The organism is Streptomyces sp. NPDC088725 (assembly GCF_044751305.1).
Classification (GTDB): Bacteria; Actinomycetota; Actinomycetes; order Streptomycetales; family Streptomycetaceae; genus Streptomyces.
Map to the genome: position 1 here is coordinate 225,276 of NZ_JBIVLO010000002.1, position 16,324 is coordinate 241,599.

At 72.7% G+C, this 16,324-nt stretch carries 14 protein-coding genes and 5 pseudogenes; 7 read left to right on the forward strand and 12 right to left on the reverse strand.

The window, feature by feature from the left end:
• Nucleotides 1–275 precede the first annotated feature (275 nt).
• The 6 genes and pseudogenes from ACIP6N_RS04875 to ACIP6N_RS04900 all read left to right on the forward strand — a co-directional run.
• Nucleotides 276–551, forward strand: a pseudogene (locus ACIP6N_RS04875) (hypothetical protein); the annotation flags it as partial.
• The gene (locus tag ACIP6N_RS04880) at nt 448–1,866 is read left to right on the forward strand and encodes an ADP-ribosylglycohydrolase family protein (RefSeq protein ID WP_401812935.1); all 1,419 of its coding nucleotides are present in this window, start codon (nt 448–450) and stop codon (nt 1,864–1,866) included. The pseudogene ACIP6N_RS04875 and the gene ACIP6N_RS04880, both read left to right, overlap by 104 nt.
• A pseudogene (locus ACIP6N_RS04885) lies at nt 1,863–3,290 on the forward strand (ADP-ribosylglycohydrolase family protein). The gene ACIP6N_RS04880 and the pseudogene ACIP6N_RS04885 overlap by 4 nt, the downstream one beginning before the upstream one ends.
• On the forward strand, nt 3,287–4,171 hold the full coding sequence (gene rbsK, locus ACIP6N_RS04890) for a ribokinase (protein WP_401812936.1): 885 nt from the start codon (nt 3,287–3,289) through the stop codon (nt 4,169–4,171). Before ACIP6N_RS04885 ends, rbsK begins: the two are co-directional and overlap by 4 nt.
• A gap of 44 nt (nt 4,172–4,215) precedes the next feature.
• Nucleotides 4,216–5,065: pseudogene (locus ACIP6N_RS04895) on the forward strand (CaiB/BaiF CoA transferase family protein); the annotation flags it as partial.
• 1 nt (nt 5,066) lies between these two features.
• Nucleotides 5,067–5,500: pseudogene (locus ACIP6N_RS04900) on the forward strand (aldolase/citrate lyase family protein); the annotation flags it as partial.
• 63 nt (nt 5,501–5,563) lie between these two features.
• Here the strand turns inward: ACIP6N_RS04900 and lgt are convergent.
• From lgt to hisI, 11 genes are all read right to left on the reverse strand, one after another.
• Entirely contained in the window at nt 5,564–6,523 is a 960-nt protein-coding gene (gene lgt / locus ACIP6N_RS04905; protein WP_401812937.1) for a prolipoprotein diacylglyceryl transferase, read from the reverse strand.
• A gap of 70 nt (nt 6,524–6,593) precedes the next feature.
• Nucleotides 6,594–7,424 (reverse strand): DsbA family protein, encoded by an 831-nt coding sequence (locus ACIP6N_RS04910; RefSeq protein ID WP_401812938.1) that lies wholly within the window; start codon nt 7,422–7,424, stop codon nt 6,594–6,596.
• Between the two features lie 76 nt (nt 7,425–7,500).
• On the reverse strand, nt 7,501–8,313 hold the full coding sequence (gene trpA / locus ACIP6N_RS04915) for a tryptophan synthase subunit alpha (protein ID WP_401812939.1): 813 nt from the start codon (nt 8,311–8,313) through the stop codon (nt 7,501–7,503).
• On the reverse strand, nt 8,310–9,554 hold the full coding sequence (gene trpB / locus ACIP6N_RS04920; protein WP_401813492.1) for a tryptophan synthase subunit beta: 1,245 nt from the start codon (nt 9,552–9,554) through the stop codon (nt 8,310–8,312). Before trpB ends, trpA begins: the two co-directional genes overlap by 4 nt.
• 131 nt (nt 9,555–9,685) lie before the next feature.
• Nucleotides 9,686–9,862, reverse strand: coding sequence for a tryptophan biosynthesis modulator TrpM (trpM, locus tag ACIP6N_RS04925; RefSeq protein ID WP_401812940.1), 177 nt, complete (start codon nt 9,860–9,862; stop codon nt 9,686–9,688).
• 7 nt (nt 9,863–9,869) lie between these two features.
• Nucleotides 9,870–10,679 carry an indole-3-glycerol phosphate synthase TrpC gene (gene trpC, locus ACIP6N_RS04930; protein ID WP_401812941.1) on the reverse strand — a complete coding sequence of 270 codons (810 nt, stop codon included), beginning with the start codon at nt 10,677–10,679 and terminating at the stop codon, nt 9,870–9,872.
• A 213-nt stretch (nt 10,680–10,892) separates the two neighbouring features.
• A complete protein-coding gene (locus ACIP6N_RS04935) occupies nt 10,893–11,438 on the reverse strand; it encodes a DUF2752 domain-containing protein (protein WP_401812942.1) in 546 nt (181 codons plus the stop codon).
• A gap of 130 nt (nt 11,439–11,568) precedes the next feature.
• Complete coding sequence (locus ACIP6N_RS04940; protein ID WP_401812944.1) at nt 11,569–11,868, reverse strand: HGxxPAAW family protein; 300 nt, start codon at nt 11,866–11,868, stop codon at nt 11,569–11,571.
• A 121-nt stretch (nt 11,869–11,989) separates the two neighbouring features.
• On the reverse strand, nt 11,990–12,667 hold the full coding sequence (locus ACIP6N_RS04945; protein WP_401812946.1) for a TIGR02234 family membrane protein: 678 nt from the start codon (nt 12,665–12,667) through the stop codon (nt 11,990–11,992).
• A 110-nt stretch (nt 12,668–12,777) separates the two neighbouring features.
• Nucleotides 12,778–14,283 (reverse strand): anthranilate synthase component I, encoded by a 1,506-nt coding sequence (locus ACIP6N_RS04950; RefSeq protein ID WP_401812947.1) that lies wholly within the window; start codon nt 14,281–14,283, stop codon nt 12,778–12,780.
• A gap of 11 nt (nt 14,284–14,294) precedes the next feature.
• Complete coding sequence (hisI, locus tag ACIP6N_RS04955) at nt 14,295–14,699, reverse strand: phosphoribosyl-AMP cyclohydrolase (RefSeq protein ID WP_401812948.1); 405 nt, start codon at nt 14,697–14,699, stop codon at nt 14,295–14,297.
• An 83-nt stretch (nt 14,700–14,782) separates the two neighbouring features.
• On the opposite strand from hisI, the gene ACIP6N_RS04960 reads away from it, so the two are divergent.
• A complete protein-coding gene (locus ACIP6N_RS04960) occupies nt 14,783–15,415 on the forward strand; it encodes a TIGR03085 family metal-binding protein (RefSeq protein WP_401812950.1) in 633 nt (210 codons plus the stop codon).
• Between the two features lie 209 nt (nt 15,416–15,624).
• Here the strand turns inward: ACIP6N_RS04960 and ACIP6N_RS04965 are convergent.
• A pseudogene (locus ACIP6N_RS04965) lies at nt 15,625–16,321 on the reverse strand (class I SAM-dependent methyltransferase).
• Between the last annotated feature and the right edge of the window lie 3 nt (nt 16,322–16,324).

The following is a 16,324-nucleotide window of genomic DNA, read 5'->3' on the forward strand; positions in this document are numbered from 1 at the left end:
CTCTTGTACGGCGTAAGAGAGTGCTTTGGGACGTCCACCCGGGCGCCCCGGACCTCCACCCGGGTGTCCGGAGCGCCACCCCGGTGACAGGAAGGTTTCACAGGCTCCGCAGGTGTTCCGCGTGGCACAGATGGCAGGAACAGGCTCGTTGGGCACGGAAGGGCGGCCGGCCGATGGCGTTGATCGCATGCGATCCACCTCCCGAAGAGAGCGCGGTGCTGCGCGACCGCGCCTCGGGCGCGCCGCTCGGCCCCGCGGCCGGTGACGCGCTCGGAGCGCCCGCGCTGACCGGCGCACTCGGCGGCGACACCGTACCGGCCACCTGGCGGGACGCCTGCCGCGTCCTCGCGGGGTGCGCGCTGCCCCGGCTCCCCGGTACCGATCTGGTGGAACTCGCCGGGCTGCTCGCAGACACGGAACTGGCCACCCTGGGTGGACAATTCCGACATGACGACGCTCAGTGTCCCCTCGACGCCCGGCAGCCATCCGACGCCCGGCACGCCTCTGACGCCCCGTACGCCCCTGACGTCCGGCGCGCTCACGCTCGATGACCGGATCAACGGCTGTCTGATCGGCGCCGCCGTCGGTGACGCGCTCGGCGGCCCGGTCGAGGGCTACTCCCCCGAGCAGATCGTGGAGCGGCACGGCGGCCGCGTGTCCGGCGTCGTCGGCCCGTGGCACGAGGACTGGCGCACCGCCCGCCCGCTCGCCCCGTACCACAAGGGTGACGGGCACGTCACCGACGACACCCTGATGACGCACGCGCTGATCCGGGTGTACGAAGCCGTACGCGGCCACCTCGACGCGTACGCGGTCGCCGACCACCTGGTCCCCGAGCTGATCTCGCACCCGCGCTGGATCCCCGAGCTGGAGGCCGAGGCGCTGCCGCTCCAGCGGATCTTCCTGGCGGAGAAGTGGATCGTCGCCCGGCTGCACTACGGGCATGTCGACCCGCGCGAGGCGGGCACCGGGAACATCGTCAACTGCGGCGCCGCGATGTACATGGCGCCGGTGGGGCTGGTCAACGCGGCGCATCCGCAGGCCGCTTACGCCGAGGCCATCGATGTCGCGGGCGCGCACCAGTCGTCGTACGGACGTGAGGCGGCCGGGGTGTTCGCGGCCGCGGTCGCGGCGGCGTGCCTCCCGGACGCCACGCCCGCCTCGGTGATCGAGACGTGTCTCGGCCTCGCCAAGGACGGCACGCGCGCCGCGATCAAGGCAGTGTGCGAGGTGGCGTCCCGGCACCGCGACGCGGAGTCGGCGGTACGCGGACTGCGCGAGGCGGTCGCCCCGTTCGACACGGTGGGCCCGGACTACCGCGCTCCTTCGCTCGGCGCCCGGCGCCCCTCCCGGCTGCACGCGATCGAGGAACTGCCGGTGGCGCTGGGCATGTTGCTGATCGGCGGGGGTGACTTCCGCCGTACGGTGCTCGGTTCGGTCAACTACGGCAGGGACTGCGACTCGATCGCCACGATGAGCGGCGCGCTCGCGGGAGCGCTGGGCGGCGAGGCCGCCGTGCCGGCCGAATGGGCGGACCGCGTGGCCGAGGCGAGCCGCCTCGACCTGCACGCGCCGGCGCGGGCGCTGACGCGGGTGGCGTACGAGGTCTTCGCCCGCGACACGGAACGGCGCCGCGCACACGAGAACGCGTTCGCCTCACTGATGGCGGGAGCTTCCCCGGCCGCCGGGGCTTCCCTCTCTGCCGGGGCTTCCCTCTCTGCCGGGGCTTCCACCGTGGCCACGCATTCCCCGACGGCCGAACCCGCCCCCGCAGCCAGGGCTTCCAGGGCTGCCGAAGTCTCCCCAACGCCCGGGACTTCCACCACCGCAGCCCCCACCGCAACCTCCGCCCCCTCCGCACGATGACAGCGGCGCTGCGGCTCAGCCGGGTCCAGCCCGAGGACCTGCTCGGCCACGAGCTGCGCCAGGCGTCCGAGGACGGCGGCGACGCCACGGACCTCGCCCGCCGCCGGCACGCCGCAGGCGGCCACCCGGCCCCGGCACGCGCGGGTGCATCGCCGGGCCCGGTGTGCCCGGAGCTGCGCGCGCTCGCGGAGACCCCGCTCGGCGAACTCGCCGCGCGGCCCTCCCCGTTGGCCGCGGACGAGCCGACGGACCTGCCCGCGATCGCCGCCGCGTGCGCCAACCGGCCGCCCGCCAAAGGCCCGGCGGACCCGACGCGCTCGAAAGGCCCGGCGGACCCGACCCGCTCGACGGGACTCGGCGGGCTGCCCGCTCACCGTCGATCAGCTGCACGCCGCCTCGCTCGGCCGGGCCGTCGGGTGCCTGCTCGGGAAGCCCGTCGAGAAGCTTCCGCTCGCCGGGATCGGGGCCCTCGCGCGCGCCACCGGCAACTGGCCGTTGCGCGGCTGGTTCACCGCCCGGGAACTGCCTCAGGACCTCGCCCGCGCCCACCCCTGGAACCGCCGCTCCGCGCCGGCCTCGCTCGCCGAGAACATCGACGGCATGCCCGAGGACGACGACCTCGACTACCCGCTGCTGAACCTGCTTCTGCTCCAGCGGCACGGCCGGCACTTCACCACCGCGCAGGTCGCCGGTGTCTGGCTGAACCAGCTGCCCGCGGGGCGTACGTTCACCGCCGAGCGGATCGCGTACCGCAATCTGCTGTCGGGCATCGAGCCGCCGGACACCGCCCGCCACCACAACCCGTTCCGGGAGTGGATCGGCGCGGCGATCCGCGCCGACGTGCACGGCTGGACGCACCCCGGCGACCCCGCCTGCGCCGCCCGGCAGGCGCACCGCGACGCCGGGCTCACGCACACCGCCAACGGTGTGCGGCGCGATGTTCGTCGCGGCCACCATCGCCGCGGCGGCCGGAGCGGGCACCGGCGTGCACCGCTGTCCGCGCGCCGGTCTCGCGGTCGCCCCGCCACGCTCCCGGCTGGCCGAGGCCGTCCGTACCGGCGTCAGGACCGCCCGCGCCCACGCGCGATTCGAGACCGTGGCCGATGTCCTGCACGCGTCCCCCCGGGCACCACCACTGGGTCCACGCCGTCCCCAACGCCGCGCTGCTCGCCGCCGCCCTCACCCATGCAGACGGCGACTTCAGCGGCTCCATCTGCCGTGCCGTGTCCGGAGGTTGGGACACCGACTCGAACGGCGCGAGCGCCGGTTCCGTCGCCGGACTGCTCGCCGGGCATCCGGCAAGGATCCCCGGGGAGTGGACCGCGCCGCTCAAGAACCGGCCGGCCACGTCCGTCGGCGGTTTCGACGGCGTCGGCTTCGGCACACTCGCGGAACTGACTCACAGAGAGGCGTCGCGCCCATGACAGACATCGTCGTGCTCGGCAGTACCAACATGGATCTCGTCGCCTATGTCGCACGGGCCCCGCACCGCGGGGAGACCGTCACGGGCCGGGAGTTCCGTACGGTTCCCGGCGGCAAGGGCGCCAACCAGGCCATCGCCGCCGCCCGCGCGGGAGGCACCGTGGCGATGATCGGGGCGGTCGGCTCCGACGACTTCGGGGCGCGGCTGCGGAGCACGCTCGCCGCCTCGGGGGTCGACACCGATCTGCTGCGCACGGCGGACGGCGCTTCAGGTACCGCCCATATCGTCGTCGACGACGAGGGCGGCAACGCCATCGTCGTGATTCCCGGCGCCAACGGCCAGGTCACGGACCTCGTTCCGGGCGACGAGGCCGTCATCGCGGCGGCCGACGCGCTGCTCCTTCAGCTCGAACTCCCGCTGAGCGCCGTGCTCGCCGGCGCGGAGGCGGCCCGCCGCCACGGCGTACGTACGGTACTGACCCCGGCCCCCGCCCAGCCCCTTCCGCCCGAGCTGCTCGCCGCCGTAGACCTGTTGGTACCCAACGAACACGAAGCGGCGGCCCTCTCCGGGATCGCCGACCCGTACGCGGCCGCCGAGTCCCTGCTCCGGCAGGTCCCGGAGGTCGTGATCACGCTCGGCGCCGCCGGAAGCCTCTACGCGGCCCGGGACACCAAGCCCTTCACCGTCCCCGCCCCCCGGGTCAGGGCCGTGGACACGACCGCGGCGGGCGACACCTTCGTGGGCGCGCTCGCCGTCGCGTTCGGTGAGGGCCGCCCGATGGAAGAGGCGATGAGCTGGGCATCGGCGGCGGCCTCGCTCTGTGTGCAGCGCACCGGGGCGTCCAGCTCCATGCCGTGCCGCTCCGAGATCGAGGACGCGTGAACACACCTGCCCCACCGGAACAGCCGGCCCCGGCGCTCACCGGAATGCGTCCTCGACCTCGCGGCTCTCTTCGCCGGTCCCCTCGCGGCCACCATGCTCGGTGACTTCGGCGCGGAGGTCATCAAGGTCGAGCACCCCACCCGCCCGGGTCCCTCACGCGGCCACGGCCCCGCCCAGGACGGCGTCGGCCTCTGGTGGAAGCTGCTCGGCCGCGACAAGCGCGCCATCACCCTCGATCTCTCCTCCCCCGGCGGCCGGGACGTCCTGCTCCGCCTCGCCGCGGGCGCCAATGTGATCATCGAGAACTTCCGGCCGGGCACCCTGGAGAAGTGGGGCCCCGGCTGGGACGAACTGTTTCTCGCCAATCCCGGTCTGGTCCTCACGAGGGTCACCGGCTTCGGCCAGTTCGGCCCGTACTCGCACCGTCCCGGCTTCGGCACGCTCGCCGAGGCGATGAGCGGTTTCGCCGCCGTCACGGGCGAACCGGACGGCCCGCCCACGCTCCCGCCGTTCGGCCTCGCCGACCCGATCGCCGCGCTGGCCACCGCGTACGCCGTGATGACCGCGCCGCACGGCCGCCGGGCGACGGGCCGGGGCCAGGTGGTGGACCTGGCGATCATCGAGCCGATCCTGACGGTCCTCGGGGCGCAGCCGCTCTGGTACGACCAGCTCGGTTACGTCCAGCCCCGTACCGGCAACCGGTCCAGGAACAACGCCCCGCGCCACACCTACCGCACCGCCGACGGCTCCTGGCTCGCCGTGTCCACCTCCGCGCAGTCCGTCGCCGAACGCGTGATGCGGCTGGTCGGCCGCCCCGAGCTGATCGCCGAGCCGTGGTTCGCGACCGGCGGCGGCCGGGCCTGCCACGCGGACGTGCTGGACGAGGCCGTGGGCGGCTGAAGCGACGGCACATCCCGCCGTCCGGGGCATCGCGCTCGGCGAGGCGGACCTGCGCGCCGATCTGGGGGTACGGGACGACGCGGGCCTCGACTGGCCGCGCAGCCGGGTCGTGGTGGCCGCCCGCGCGGCGGGCCTCGCACCGCCCGTCCAGTCGGTGTTCCCCGACGTGCGGGACCTGGACGGGCTCCCCGCGTCCTGTGCGCACGGCCGGTCGCTCGGATTCCTCGGCCGTACGGCGATCCACCCGCGCCAGCTGCCGGTCATCGAGACGCGTACCGGCCCACCGCGCAGGAGGTCGGGGCGGCCGAGGAGATCGTGGTGGCCGCCGCCGGGGAGGAAGGGGCGCTCGCGCTGCCCGACGGCCGCTTCGTGGACGCGGCGATCGTGGCGGCGGCCCGCCGCACGCTCGCGCTGGCGGCCCGGCGCTGAGAACGGCGGAGCCGCCGGACCCTCACAGGGATCCGGCGGCTCCACACGTCTTCGCGGGCGCGGTCAGCTCTTTCCCGCGGCCTCGGTGTCGGGCGCGGTGTCGCTCTTCTCACTCTCCGCGGACTTCCCGTCCGCGGCGCCGTCCGTGACCTTCGTCAGGCCGACGGCGGCAGTCTTCTCAGCCGTCGCCTTCTCTGCCGTCGTCCCGGCCGTCTCCGGCTCCACGATCTCCTCGCGTCCCGGCCGTACCCGCGACGAGACGACGATGTAGGTGACCGCGAGGACGAAGACGATGCCCGCCGTCCAGTCGTTCAGGCGCAGCCCCGCGATGTGGTGGGCCTCGTCGACCCGCAGGTACTCGATCCAGCCCCGGCCGACGCAGTACGCGGCGACGTACAGCGCGAAGGCGCGCCCGTGTCCGAGCTTGAAGCGGCGGTCGGCCCAGATGACGAGCAGCGCCACCAGCACGCACCACAGCGACTCGTACAGGAACGTCGGGTGGTAGAGACCAGCGGCTCTGTTCGGCCCCTCGCTGATCTTCACCGCCCACGGCAGGGTCGTCTCCTTGCCGTACAGCTCCTGGTTGAACCAGTTGCCCCAGCGGCCGATGGCCTGGGCGAAGGCGATGGCGGGCGCGAGGGCGTCCGCCCAGGCGGGCAGCGGGATCCCCCGGCGGCGGCAGCCGATCCAGGCGCCGACCGCGCCGAAGGCGATCGCACCCCAGATGCCGAGACCGCCCTGCCAGATCTTGAAGGCGTCGACCCAGTTCTCGCCGTCGCTGAAGTACAGCTGGTAGTCGGTGATCACGTGGTAGAGCCGGCCACCGACCAGGCCGAAGGGCACGGCCCAGACGGCGATGTCGGCCACGGTGCCGGCTTTGCCGCCCCGGGCGACCCAGCGCTTGCCGCCGTACCAGACGGCGACGAAGACACCGATGATGATGCAGAACGCGTAGCCGCGCAGCGGAAGTGGTCCGAGATGGAGCACTCCGGTCGACGGGCTCGGAATGTAGGCAAGTTCCATGGCAGAACCGACGCTACCGCGCCGGGCGCGGCCCGCGGCGGCCTACCCGGCAACGTGTGCGTAACGAGACTTAGCTCACAGGGGCGGTCTCGGGCGGTGCGGTGCCCGGTTTCTTACCCTTGTTCGCCTCCATGACCCACTTCTTCAGGTTCGCCGGGGTGATGTTCTCCGTGCCCTTCTGGGGCAGCACCGACTCGCCGTTGAGCAGGATCGTCGGCGTGCCGCTGAAGCCGCCCGTCTTGAACTTGTCCGCCGACTTGGCCACCCACTCGTTGTGCAGCCCGCTCTGCACGCACTGGCTGAAGCCGGGGGCCGACTTCAGCCCGGGGACCTTGTCCGCCAGCTCCAGCAGCCTGCTGTCCTTGGCGAAGGCGTCGTCGGTCTCCTGCGGCTGGTTGTCGTACAGCGCGTCGTGGTACGCGGCGAACTTGCCGACGTCCTGGGCGCAGGCCGCCGCGTTGGCCGCGTGCCGGGATCCGCTGCCGCTCATGTTGCCGTCGATGATGGTGGCCAGGTGGTACTCGACCTTGATCTGGCCGGCTTTCTCCAGCCCCTGGATGGCCGAGCGGTAGTTGCTTTCGAACAGGCCGCAGGACGGACAGCGGAAGTCCTCCCACACCGTGAGCGTGGACGGCGCGTCGGGCGCGCCGACCGGGATCGCCAGCTCGTCCTTGCCCTGCGCGCCGGACGGCGCGAGCACGGGCCCCGCCGCGTCCGCCGCCTTGTCCTTGCCGATGCCGGCGGCGATCATCCCGATGCCCGCGGCCGCGGCGAGCACGCCCGCCACCACCCCGGACACGATCAGGACGCGCTTGCGCTTCTCACGTGACTGGTGCGCTTCACGTTCTTGCTGGAGCCGCTCTCTCGCGCTCCGGTTTGCCTCACGGATCTTCTCGCTCACGCCCACAGCAACGAACCGGGGAGGCGACTGCGCACCTCCCCGGTCCCAGGTCCACCCGTACGAGTTACCTCGTGCCTCAGCGCTTACGCACGCCCGCGGCCAGCTCTCCGGCCAGCGCGCGCACGGCGTCGAGCCCCGCGGCCTCGTCCGGCGCGTCCAGCAGCCGCTGGACGAAGGCGGAGCCGACGATGACCCCGTCGGCGAACCCGGCGACCTCGGCCGCCTGCTCGGCGTTGGAGACGCCGAGCCCGACGCACACCGGCAGTTCGGTGGTCGCGCGGGTCCTGTTGACGAGGTCCTGGGCCTGGAGGCCCACCGACTGGCGCGTACCGGTCACGCCCATCAGGGAGGCCGCGTAGACGAATCCGCTGCCGGCCGCCGTGATCGTGGCCAGCCGTGCGTCCTTGCTGCTGGGCGCCACCACGAAGACGGTCGCCAGACCGTGCTTCCCGGCGTGTTCGCGCCATACGGCGGACTCCTGCACCGGCAGGTCGGGCAGGATGCACCCGGCGCCGCCCGCCTCGGCCAGTTCGGCGGTGAACCGCTCGATCCCGTAGCGGTCGATGGGGTTCCAGTACGTCATGACCAGCACCGGCTTGCCGGTCGCCTCGTACGCCTCGCGGACCGTGCGCATCACGTCGGCGATCTTCACGCCGCCCTTGAGCGCGATGTCGTCGGCGGTCTGGATGACGGGCCCGTCGAGCACCGGGTCGCTGTGCGGCAGGCCGACCTCCACCACGTCGGCGCCTCCGTCGAAGGCGGCCTTGACGGCCGCGATGCCGCCGTCGACGGTCGGGAAACCGGCGGGCAGGTACGCGATCAGCGCGGCCCGGTTCTCGCTCCTGGCGCCGGCCAGCGTGTCACTCAACAGCTGGATGTTGCCGCTCACTTGGTGCCCTCGCCGTCGTACAGCCCGAAGTAGCGGGCGGCTGTGTCCATGTCCTTGTCGCCGCGTCCTGAGAGATTGACGAGGATGAGCCCGTCCTTCCCCAGTTCCCGTCCCAGCTCCAGCGCACCGGCCAGCGCGTGCGCGCTCTCGATGGCCGGGATGATGCCCTCCGTGCGCGACAGGAGCAGCAGCGACTGCATCGCCGCGTCGTCCGTGACGGCGCGGTACTCGCCGCGTCCGCTGTCCTTGAGGTGCGCGTGCTCGGGGCCGATGCCCGGGTAGTCGAGGCCGGCCGAGATCGAGTAGGGCTCGGTGATCTGGCCCTCCTCGTCCTGGAGTACGTACGAACGAGAGCCGTGCAGGATGCCGGGTTCGCCCGCGGTCAGGGTGGCCGCGTGCTCCCCGCTCTCGATCCCGTGTCCGGCGGGCTCGCAGCCCACCAGCCGTACGCCGTCGTCGGGGATGAACGCGTGGAAGAGGCCGATCGCGTTGGACCCGCCGCCCACGCACGCGACAGCGGCGTCGGGGAGCCGTCCCGCGCGCTCCAGGATCTGCCGCCTGGCCTCGACCCCGATCACCCGGTGGAAGTCCCGGACCATGGCGGGGAAGGGGTGCGGTCCCGCGACCGTCCCGAACAGGTAGTGCGTACGGTCCACGTTGGCGACCCAGTCGCGGAACGCCTCGTTGATGGCGTCCTTGAGCGTGCGGCTGCCGGACGCGACCGGTACGACTTCGGCGCCGAGCATCCGCATCCTGGCGACGTTCAGGGCCTGGCGCTCGGTGTCGATCTCGCCCATGTAGATGGTGCATTCGAGGCCGAACAGGGCGCAGGCGGTCGCGGTCGCGACCCCGTGCTGTCCCGCGCCGGTCTCGGCGATGACGCGGGTCTTGCCCATCCGCTTGGTCAGCAGCGCCTGCCCCAGCACGTTGTTGATCTTGTGGGAACCGGTGTGGTTCAGGTCTTCCCGCTTGAGGAAGATCCGGGCACCCCCGGCATGCTCGGCGAAGCGCGGAACTTCGGTCAACGCACTCGGCCGGCCGGTGTAGTTGACCATCAGTTCGTTCAGTTCGGCGGCGAAGGCGGGATCACCCTTCGCCTTCTCGTACTCGACGGCCACCTCGTCGACCGCGGCGACGAGCGCCTCGGGGATGAACTTGCCGCCGAAGGCGCCGAAGTACCCCTCCGCGCTGGGCGAGAGGCCTTCGGGATCAGGAACAAAGAATTTCGACACGTCGGACACATCGGACACAGAAGAACGACTCCTCCGGAAGCAACGGAACAGAGAGCACCGTATGCGCCATGAACGAGGCAGCCCCGCACCCGGCGCCGTACGCGCGAACGCGCGGGCACCGCGGACGGTTCATGACGCGGTCAGGCGCGCCATCGCATTCCGTTGACCTGACCGGGCTCGTCGCCGATCACGTACCGGACCCGCCGGCCGTGCACCCGCCTCGCCGGCGCCCGGCAGCCGCGCGGCCGGCACCCGCGCGCCAGCGGCGCGTGGGGCAGCGGCAGCACACGGGTGCGGGCGGCGACGGCGAGGGTCATGGTGGGGTCAGTCCCGTCCGTGGCGCAGCGCGGGGTGGGCTCCGGCGGCCACCAGGTCCGCCACCGCGGTCCTGGGGTCCCGGCCGGTCACGAGCGTTTCGCCGACCAGCACCGCGTCGGCGCCGGCGTTGGCGTACGCGATCAGGTCGTGCGGACCGCGCACCCCCGACTCGGCGATCTTCACGATGCCCGCCGGGATCTCCGGGGCGACCCGCTCGAACGTGTCGCGGTCCACCTCCAGGGTCTTCAGGTTGCGCGCGTTGACGCCGATGATCTTCGCTCCGGCGTCCACCGCGCGCGCGACCTCGACCTCGTCGTGCACCTCGACGAGCGGCGTGAGACCGATCGACTCGGCCCGCTCGATCAGCGAGACGAGCGCGGACTGCTCCAGCGCCGAGACGATCAGCAGGACGACGTCGGCGCCGTACGCGCGGGCCTCCCACAGCTGGTACGACGTGACGATGAAGTCCTTGCGCAGCACCGGGATGTCGACGGCGGCGCGGACGGCCTCCAGGTCGGCCAGCGAGCCGCCGAAGCGCCGCTGCTCGGTCAGTACGGAGATGATGGCGGCGCCGCCCGCCTCGTAGTCGGCCGCGAGGGCGGCGGGGTCGGCGATCGTGGCGAGCGCGCCCTTCGACGGGCTGGAGCGCTTGACCTCGCAGATCACGCTGACGCCCTCGCCGCGCAGCGCGGCGAGGCCGTTCTTGGCCTCCGGCGCCCTGGCCGCGCGCTGCTTCAGCTCGTCGAGGCCGACGCGCGCCTGCCGCTCTGCGAGGTCGGCGCGTACGCCGTCGATGATCTCGTCGAGCACACTCACGCGAGCGGCCCCCTTCCGGGACATTGATGGTGCGTGCTTCGGGGTGGTACGTGGTTCATGGTGGTGCGTGGATCAGGGATGGTACTCAGATCAGGACCAGCCACATCGATGCTATCCGGAAGTGCCCGCGGGATTCGCATCCGGCCTGCCGTGCGTCCAGGGACTGGACGGCGGGTCCTGCCACGGTCCCGCTCCGGGTCCCGCCGCACGCCGTCAGGGCGCGAGCGAGCCTCCGAAAGGCAGGTTCCGCGCCACGGTGAAGGCCAGGACGAGCGCGCCGAGCGCCCACCACCACGGACGGGCCAGAGTGATGCGCCCCGGCCGTCCCTGCCAGGCCCGTAGCACCCACACCGCCCACACCACGGCGAAGAGCGCGTATCCGGCGACGGCGAGCGCGTTGGCACCGAAGGCGCCCGCCAGGTCGCCGTGGGCGACTGCGTGGGCGCTGCGCAGCCCGCCGCAGCCGGGGCAGTACACGCCGGTGATGCCGTAGAGCGGACAGACGGGGTAGTGGCCGTTTTCGTTCGGGTCGACCAGGCCCACGTAGGTGAAGGCGGCAGCGACGCCCGCGAGCGCGGTGAGCGGCGGAAGGAGCCGCCGGACGGGCGGAACCCCGGGCGCGGGCTCCCCGGGACCGTGAGGCACGGCGGGGCTGGTCCTGACCGTCTCCGTGACGACAGCACCCGGCTCGGCGGGGCTGGGTTCGGCGGTGTTCGGCCTGACGGTGTCCGGCCTGACGGTGTTCGGTTCTGCGTCCACGCGGTGATTCTCCCTGCCGCCGGGAAAGGCCGCAGCCGATGACGCGATAATACGGAAAGACGCAGCCGGCCCGAGAGCCTGGCTGCGTCTGCGATCGGAGCGGGGTCCGGTCGGTCGGAGCGGAGTCCGGTCAGGACTGCGTCTGCTTCTCCCGCACGCGCTCCTCTTCCACCTGCGTGTACGGCCGGCCCTGCGCGCGCCCGGCCTCGGCCCGCGCCAGCGCCAGCTCCGAGGACTCCTTGGGCATGCCCTTGCCCATGGCCTTCATGCCGAGGCCGACGAGACCGCCCAGCAGGACGACGCCGATACCGGCCCAGAAACCGGCCGTGTTCGCCGCCACCACAAAGACTCCGCCGATGCAGAACCCGATGAAGGCGATGGTGACACCGGTCCAGGCCGCCGGGGTGTGTCCGTGGCTGCTGCCCGCCATGAGTTGCTCCTCGTTGCTGTGGCGCCGTGTAGATGCTGGTGCGCGGTGTGCGTCCTGGTCACGCGTGAGCCGGACGCTCACTCATATTGTCCCGCATGCGAGGCAGGCGCGCGCCACGGGGTCAGACCTCACGCGTCGGATCCTCGCCGCGGTCCAGGGCCTTCCACAGATCCTCGGGACGGTTCGGGTCCACGACGGGCGCCCGCCGCGCCTGGCGTCCCCGCACCGGGCCGCGCGGGCCCTGGGCACCGGTCCGCTCGTAGCGTCCCGACATCGCGGGCCAGCGCCTGCCGTAACCGAGGGCGAGCAGCCCCGCGAGCAGGATCAGCACACTGCCCACGGCGGTCACGTACGGCCAGGCGGTGTGCGTCAGGGCGTCGACGGTGGCGGCCGCGTCGCCGGTGGTCGTCGCGGCCTTCTCGTCCAGGGCCGCGCTGTCGGCGGCACCGAGGAAGGCGGCCGCCGCCGCGCCCGCGCCGCTGAGCGCGAGCAGCAGGGAGACCAGCAGCCGGCCCGCCCTGCGGACGGCGAACACGGCGACAAGCGCGGCGAGTCCGACGACCGCGAGGGCCGCGGGCACGCCGGTGACGTCACGTCCGCCCGCTTCGAGCGGTACGGAGCCGCCGCCGACCGCGGCGGTGCCCTCGGCCCAGGTCTGGCCGGAGGCGATCAGCACCACGGCGGCGCCGACGGCGCCCAGCAGCAGGGCCGCGCCGAGGCTGCGGCGGCTGCTGGGGGCGTCCGGCGCGAGGGCGGCGGCACGGGGCTGGGGTACGGGTACGGCACTCACGTACCCCACTATCCCCTACGGCGCCACCCGGCGTTCAGGCGGTGCGCCACGCGGCGTTCAAGTGGTCCGCCCCGCGCGGCGCGGACGCGTGAGGCCGGTGCGCCGCGCGGATCCGTACCTCAGGCTTCCGCGCCGAGCCGGTTGGCGGTGTGCACGGCGCGGAGCACGGCCGCCGCCTTGTTGCGGCATTCCGTGTCCTCGGAGACCGGGTCCGAGTCGGCGACGATGCCCGCTCCCGCCTGGACGTACGCCGTGCCGCCGCGCAGCAGCGCCGTACGGATGGCGATGGCGGTGTCGGAGTCCCCCGCGAAGTCGAGGTAGCCGACGCAACCTCCGTACACACCGCGCCTGGTGGGCTCCACCTCGTCGATGATCTGGAGCGCGCGCGGCTTCGGGGCGCCGGAGAGGGTGCCCGCCGGGAAGCAGGCGGTCAGGACGTCGAAGGCGCTCCGGCCCTCGGCGACCCGTCCCGTGACGGTCGAGACGATGTGCATGACGTGGGAGTACCGCTCGACGGACATGAAGTCGACCACCTCGACACTGCCCGGTTCGCAGACCCGGCCGAGGTCGTTGCGGCCGAGGTCGACCAGCATCAGGTGCTCGGCGCGTTCCTTGGGGTCGGCGAGGAGTTCGTCGCCGAGTGTCTGGTCCTCGCGCGGGGTGGCGCCGCGCGGCCGGGTGCCCGCGATCGGGTGAACCATCGCACGCCCGTCCTCGACCTTGACCAGCGCCTCGGGGCTGGATCCGACGACGTCGAAGGGCTCGCCGTCCTCGGAGGGGAAGCGGAAGAGGTACATGTACGGGCTGGGATTGGTGGCGCGCAGCACCCGGTAGACGTCCAGGGCGCTCGCCGTGCAGGGGGTCTCGAACCGCTGGGAGGGGACCACCTGGAAGGCCTCGCCCGCCCTGATGCGCTCCTTGATGTCCTCGACCACGGCCTGGAACTCCGTACCGCCCCAGCGCGCGGTGTACTCGGGAAGCTCGGAGGCGGGCAGCGCGGTGGGTCCGGAGTCGACGGGGCGGGCGAGGTCGGCGGCCATGGTGTCGAGGCGGGCGACGGCGTCCGCATACGCCTCGTCCACGCCCGTGTCCGTGTCGTTGTGGTTGATCGCGTTGGCGATCAGCAGGACCGTGTTGTCCCAGTGGTCGAGCACGGCGAGGTCCGAGGTGAGCAGCATGGTCAGCTCGGGCAGGCGCAGGTCGTCCTCGGCGTGGTCGCCGATCTTCTCCAGGCGGCGGACGATGTCGAACCCGAGGAAGCCGACCATGCCGCCGGTGAACGGCGGCATGCGGACGGAGAGGTCCCTGGGCGTGTGCAGGGTCTCCACCGTGGCGCGCAGGGCGGCCAGCGGGTCGCCCTCGACGGGGACACCGACGGGCGGGGTGCCGAGCCAGTGGGTGGCGCCGTCCCGCTCGGTGAGCGTGGCGGCCGACCGTACGCCGATGAAGGAGTAGCGGGACCAGGAGCGGCCGTTCTCGGCGGACTCCAGCAGGAACGTCCCCGGCCGTTCGGCGGCGAGCTTGCGGTACAGGCCGACCGGGGTGTCGCCGTCCGCGAGGAGCCGCCTGCTGACGGGGATGACACGGCGGTCCACCGCCAGCTTGCGGAAGGTCTCAAGATCCATGGCCGCTGACCCTACTGGTTGGGCCGCGGCTGCCCGAGCGGCAGGACGTCGGCGTCGAAGCAGGTCCGGTCCCCGGTGTGGCAGGCGGCGCCCACCTGGTCGACCTGGACCAGCACGGTGTCGGCGTCGCAGTCGAGGGCGACGGACTTGACGTGCTGGACATGGCCGGAGGTGTCGCCCTTGACCCAGTACTCCCCGCGGCTGCGGGACCAGTACGTGCAGCGGCCGGTGGTCAGGGTGCGGTGCAGGGCCTCGTCGTCCATCCAGCCGAGCATCAGCACCTCCCCGGTGTCGTACTGCTGCGCGATGGCGGGGATCAGTCCGTCGGCGCTGCGCTTGAGGCGGGCGGCGATGGCGGTGTCGAGGCCGCCTGCCGGACCGCCGGCCGGTTCTGGGGCCGCGGGCGTGCTGGTCATACGGCCATTGTGCCGCGCCGGACCGCCCGTACGGTCCGCGAGTCCACTGGGCGGACGGCCGGGAGCGCCGTACGCTTGCGGACATGTCGACCCATGCGCAGCGTGAACGGCTTCTGCTCGCCGATCTGTTGGAAGCGGCGGGCCCCGAAGCGCCGACCCTCTGCGAGGGCTGGCTGACCAGGGACCTGGCGGCCCATGTGGTGGTGCGCGAGCGCCGCCCCGACGCCTCGGGCGGGATGATGGTGCCCGCGCTGAGGAACCGCCTGGAGCGGGTGCAGAGCGAGTACGTGGCGAAACCGTACGCGGAGCTGCTCCAGCTGATCCGTACGGGACCGCCGCGGATGTCCCCGTTCGGCATCAAACAGGTCGACGAGGCGGCGAACACCGCGGAGTTCTACATCCACTCCGAGGACGTACGGCGGGCACAGGCCGACTGGACCCCGCGCGAGCTGGACCGCGTCTTCGCCGACTCGCTGTGGTCCCGCCTGGAGAAGGGCGCACGGATGATGGGCCGCAAGTCCCCGGTGGGCCTGGTCCTGCGCCGCGCGGACGGACGCACGGCGGTGGCGCATCGCGGCATCCCGGTGGTGACGGTGACCGGCGAGCCCGGCGAGCTGATGCTGTTCCTGTCGGGCCGGCAGGGCACGGCGGACGTGGAGCTGGAGGGCGACAAGACGGCGATCGCGCAGCTGATGGAAGCGAAGCTGGGGATCTGACGCGGGCGGGCTGTTCGGCCTTTCAGCGCGACGGGCGTCCGGCCCGGCGGGGCCGGGTCGCCCCGGCCAGGGCCTGTCTGGCAAATAGCGCCGTCCGCCCGAAGGGTGAGAATTGTCAGACAGGCCCTAGCAGCCGGAACAGTGTGGGATCGGTCGTACCTGCCCTCGCGGGCCTCGATGCCGAGCACGCCGGGAAGCCGTCCGTCTGATCAGGCCGCCGCGAGACCCGCCCGCACCCATGTCCCGTCCTCCGTGAGGTACGCGGCCACACGCAGACCCGCCTCGGCGAGCGCGGCCTCGAACTGCTCCTTCGTCAGCGGCCTGTTCAGGAATGTCTGCGTCCATGTGGCATCGGGGAACTCGAACTCCGCGTGCACCGAGTTCACCCCCTCACCCGCCGGCTCCGCCGATACGATCCGCACCCGGTAACCGCTGGGGTCGACGCGCTCTCGTGGCAGGCTCGTGTACCAGCCCTGGCCCTCTCGCTCGATCAGCGCACCGCCGCCCTCCGCGAGGTGCCGGACGCAGGTGCGCGGCAGCGCGCGCCGCGCGTCGATGTCTCCGGCGTACACGAGGAACGAACCCAGCATCACCACGGGGAACTTTCTCGCCGAGGTCGAGGTCTTCGATCGGGCTGCGTACAGCGCGTGCCCCGCGAACCCGGTCGAGCATCTTCCGCGACTCGTCCACAGCGGTCACCGTGAAACCCCGTTCAACGAGCGCATGGGTCACGCGCCCCACTCCACAGCCCAGCTCCAGGATGTGCGCGCCCGACGGCACGGCCGCGGCGACGATGTCCGGCTCGGTTCCGACCGGCAGCCGCGCGTACCACGCGACCGCGCAGCCGTCCGGGGTGATCGCCCCGGGCCCGGTTCCCTGATGTCCCGCTCGCCTGTTCAGCGCCATGCC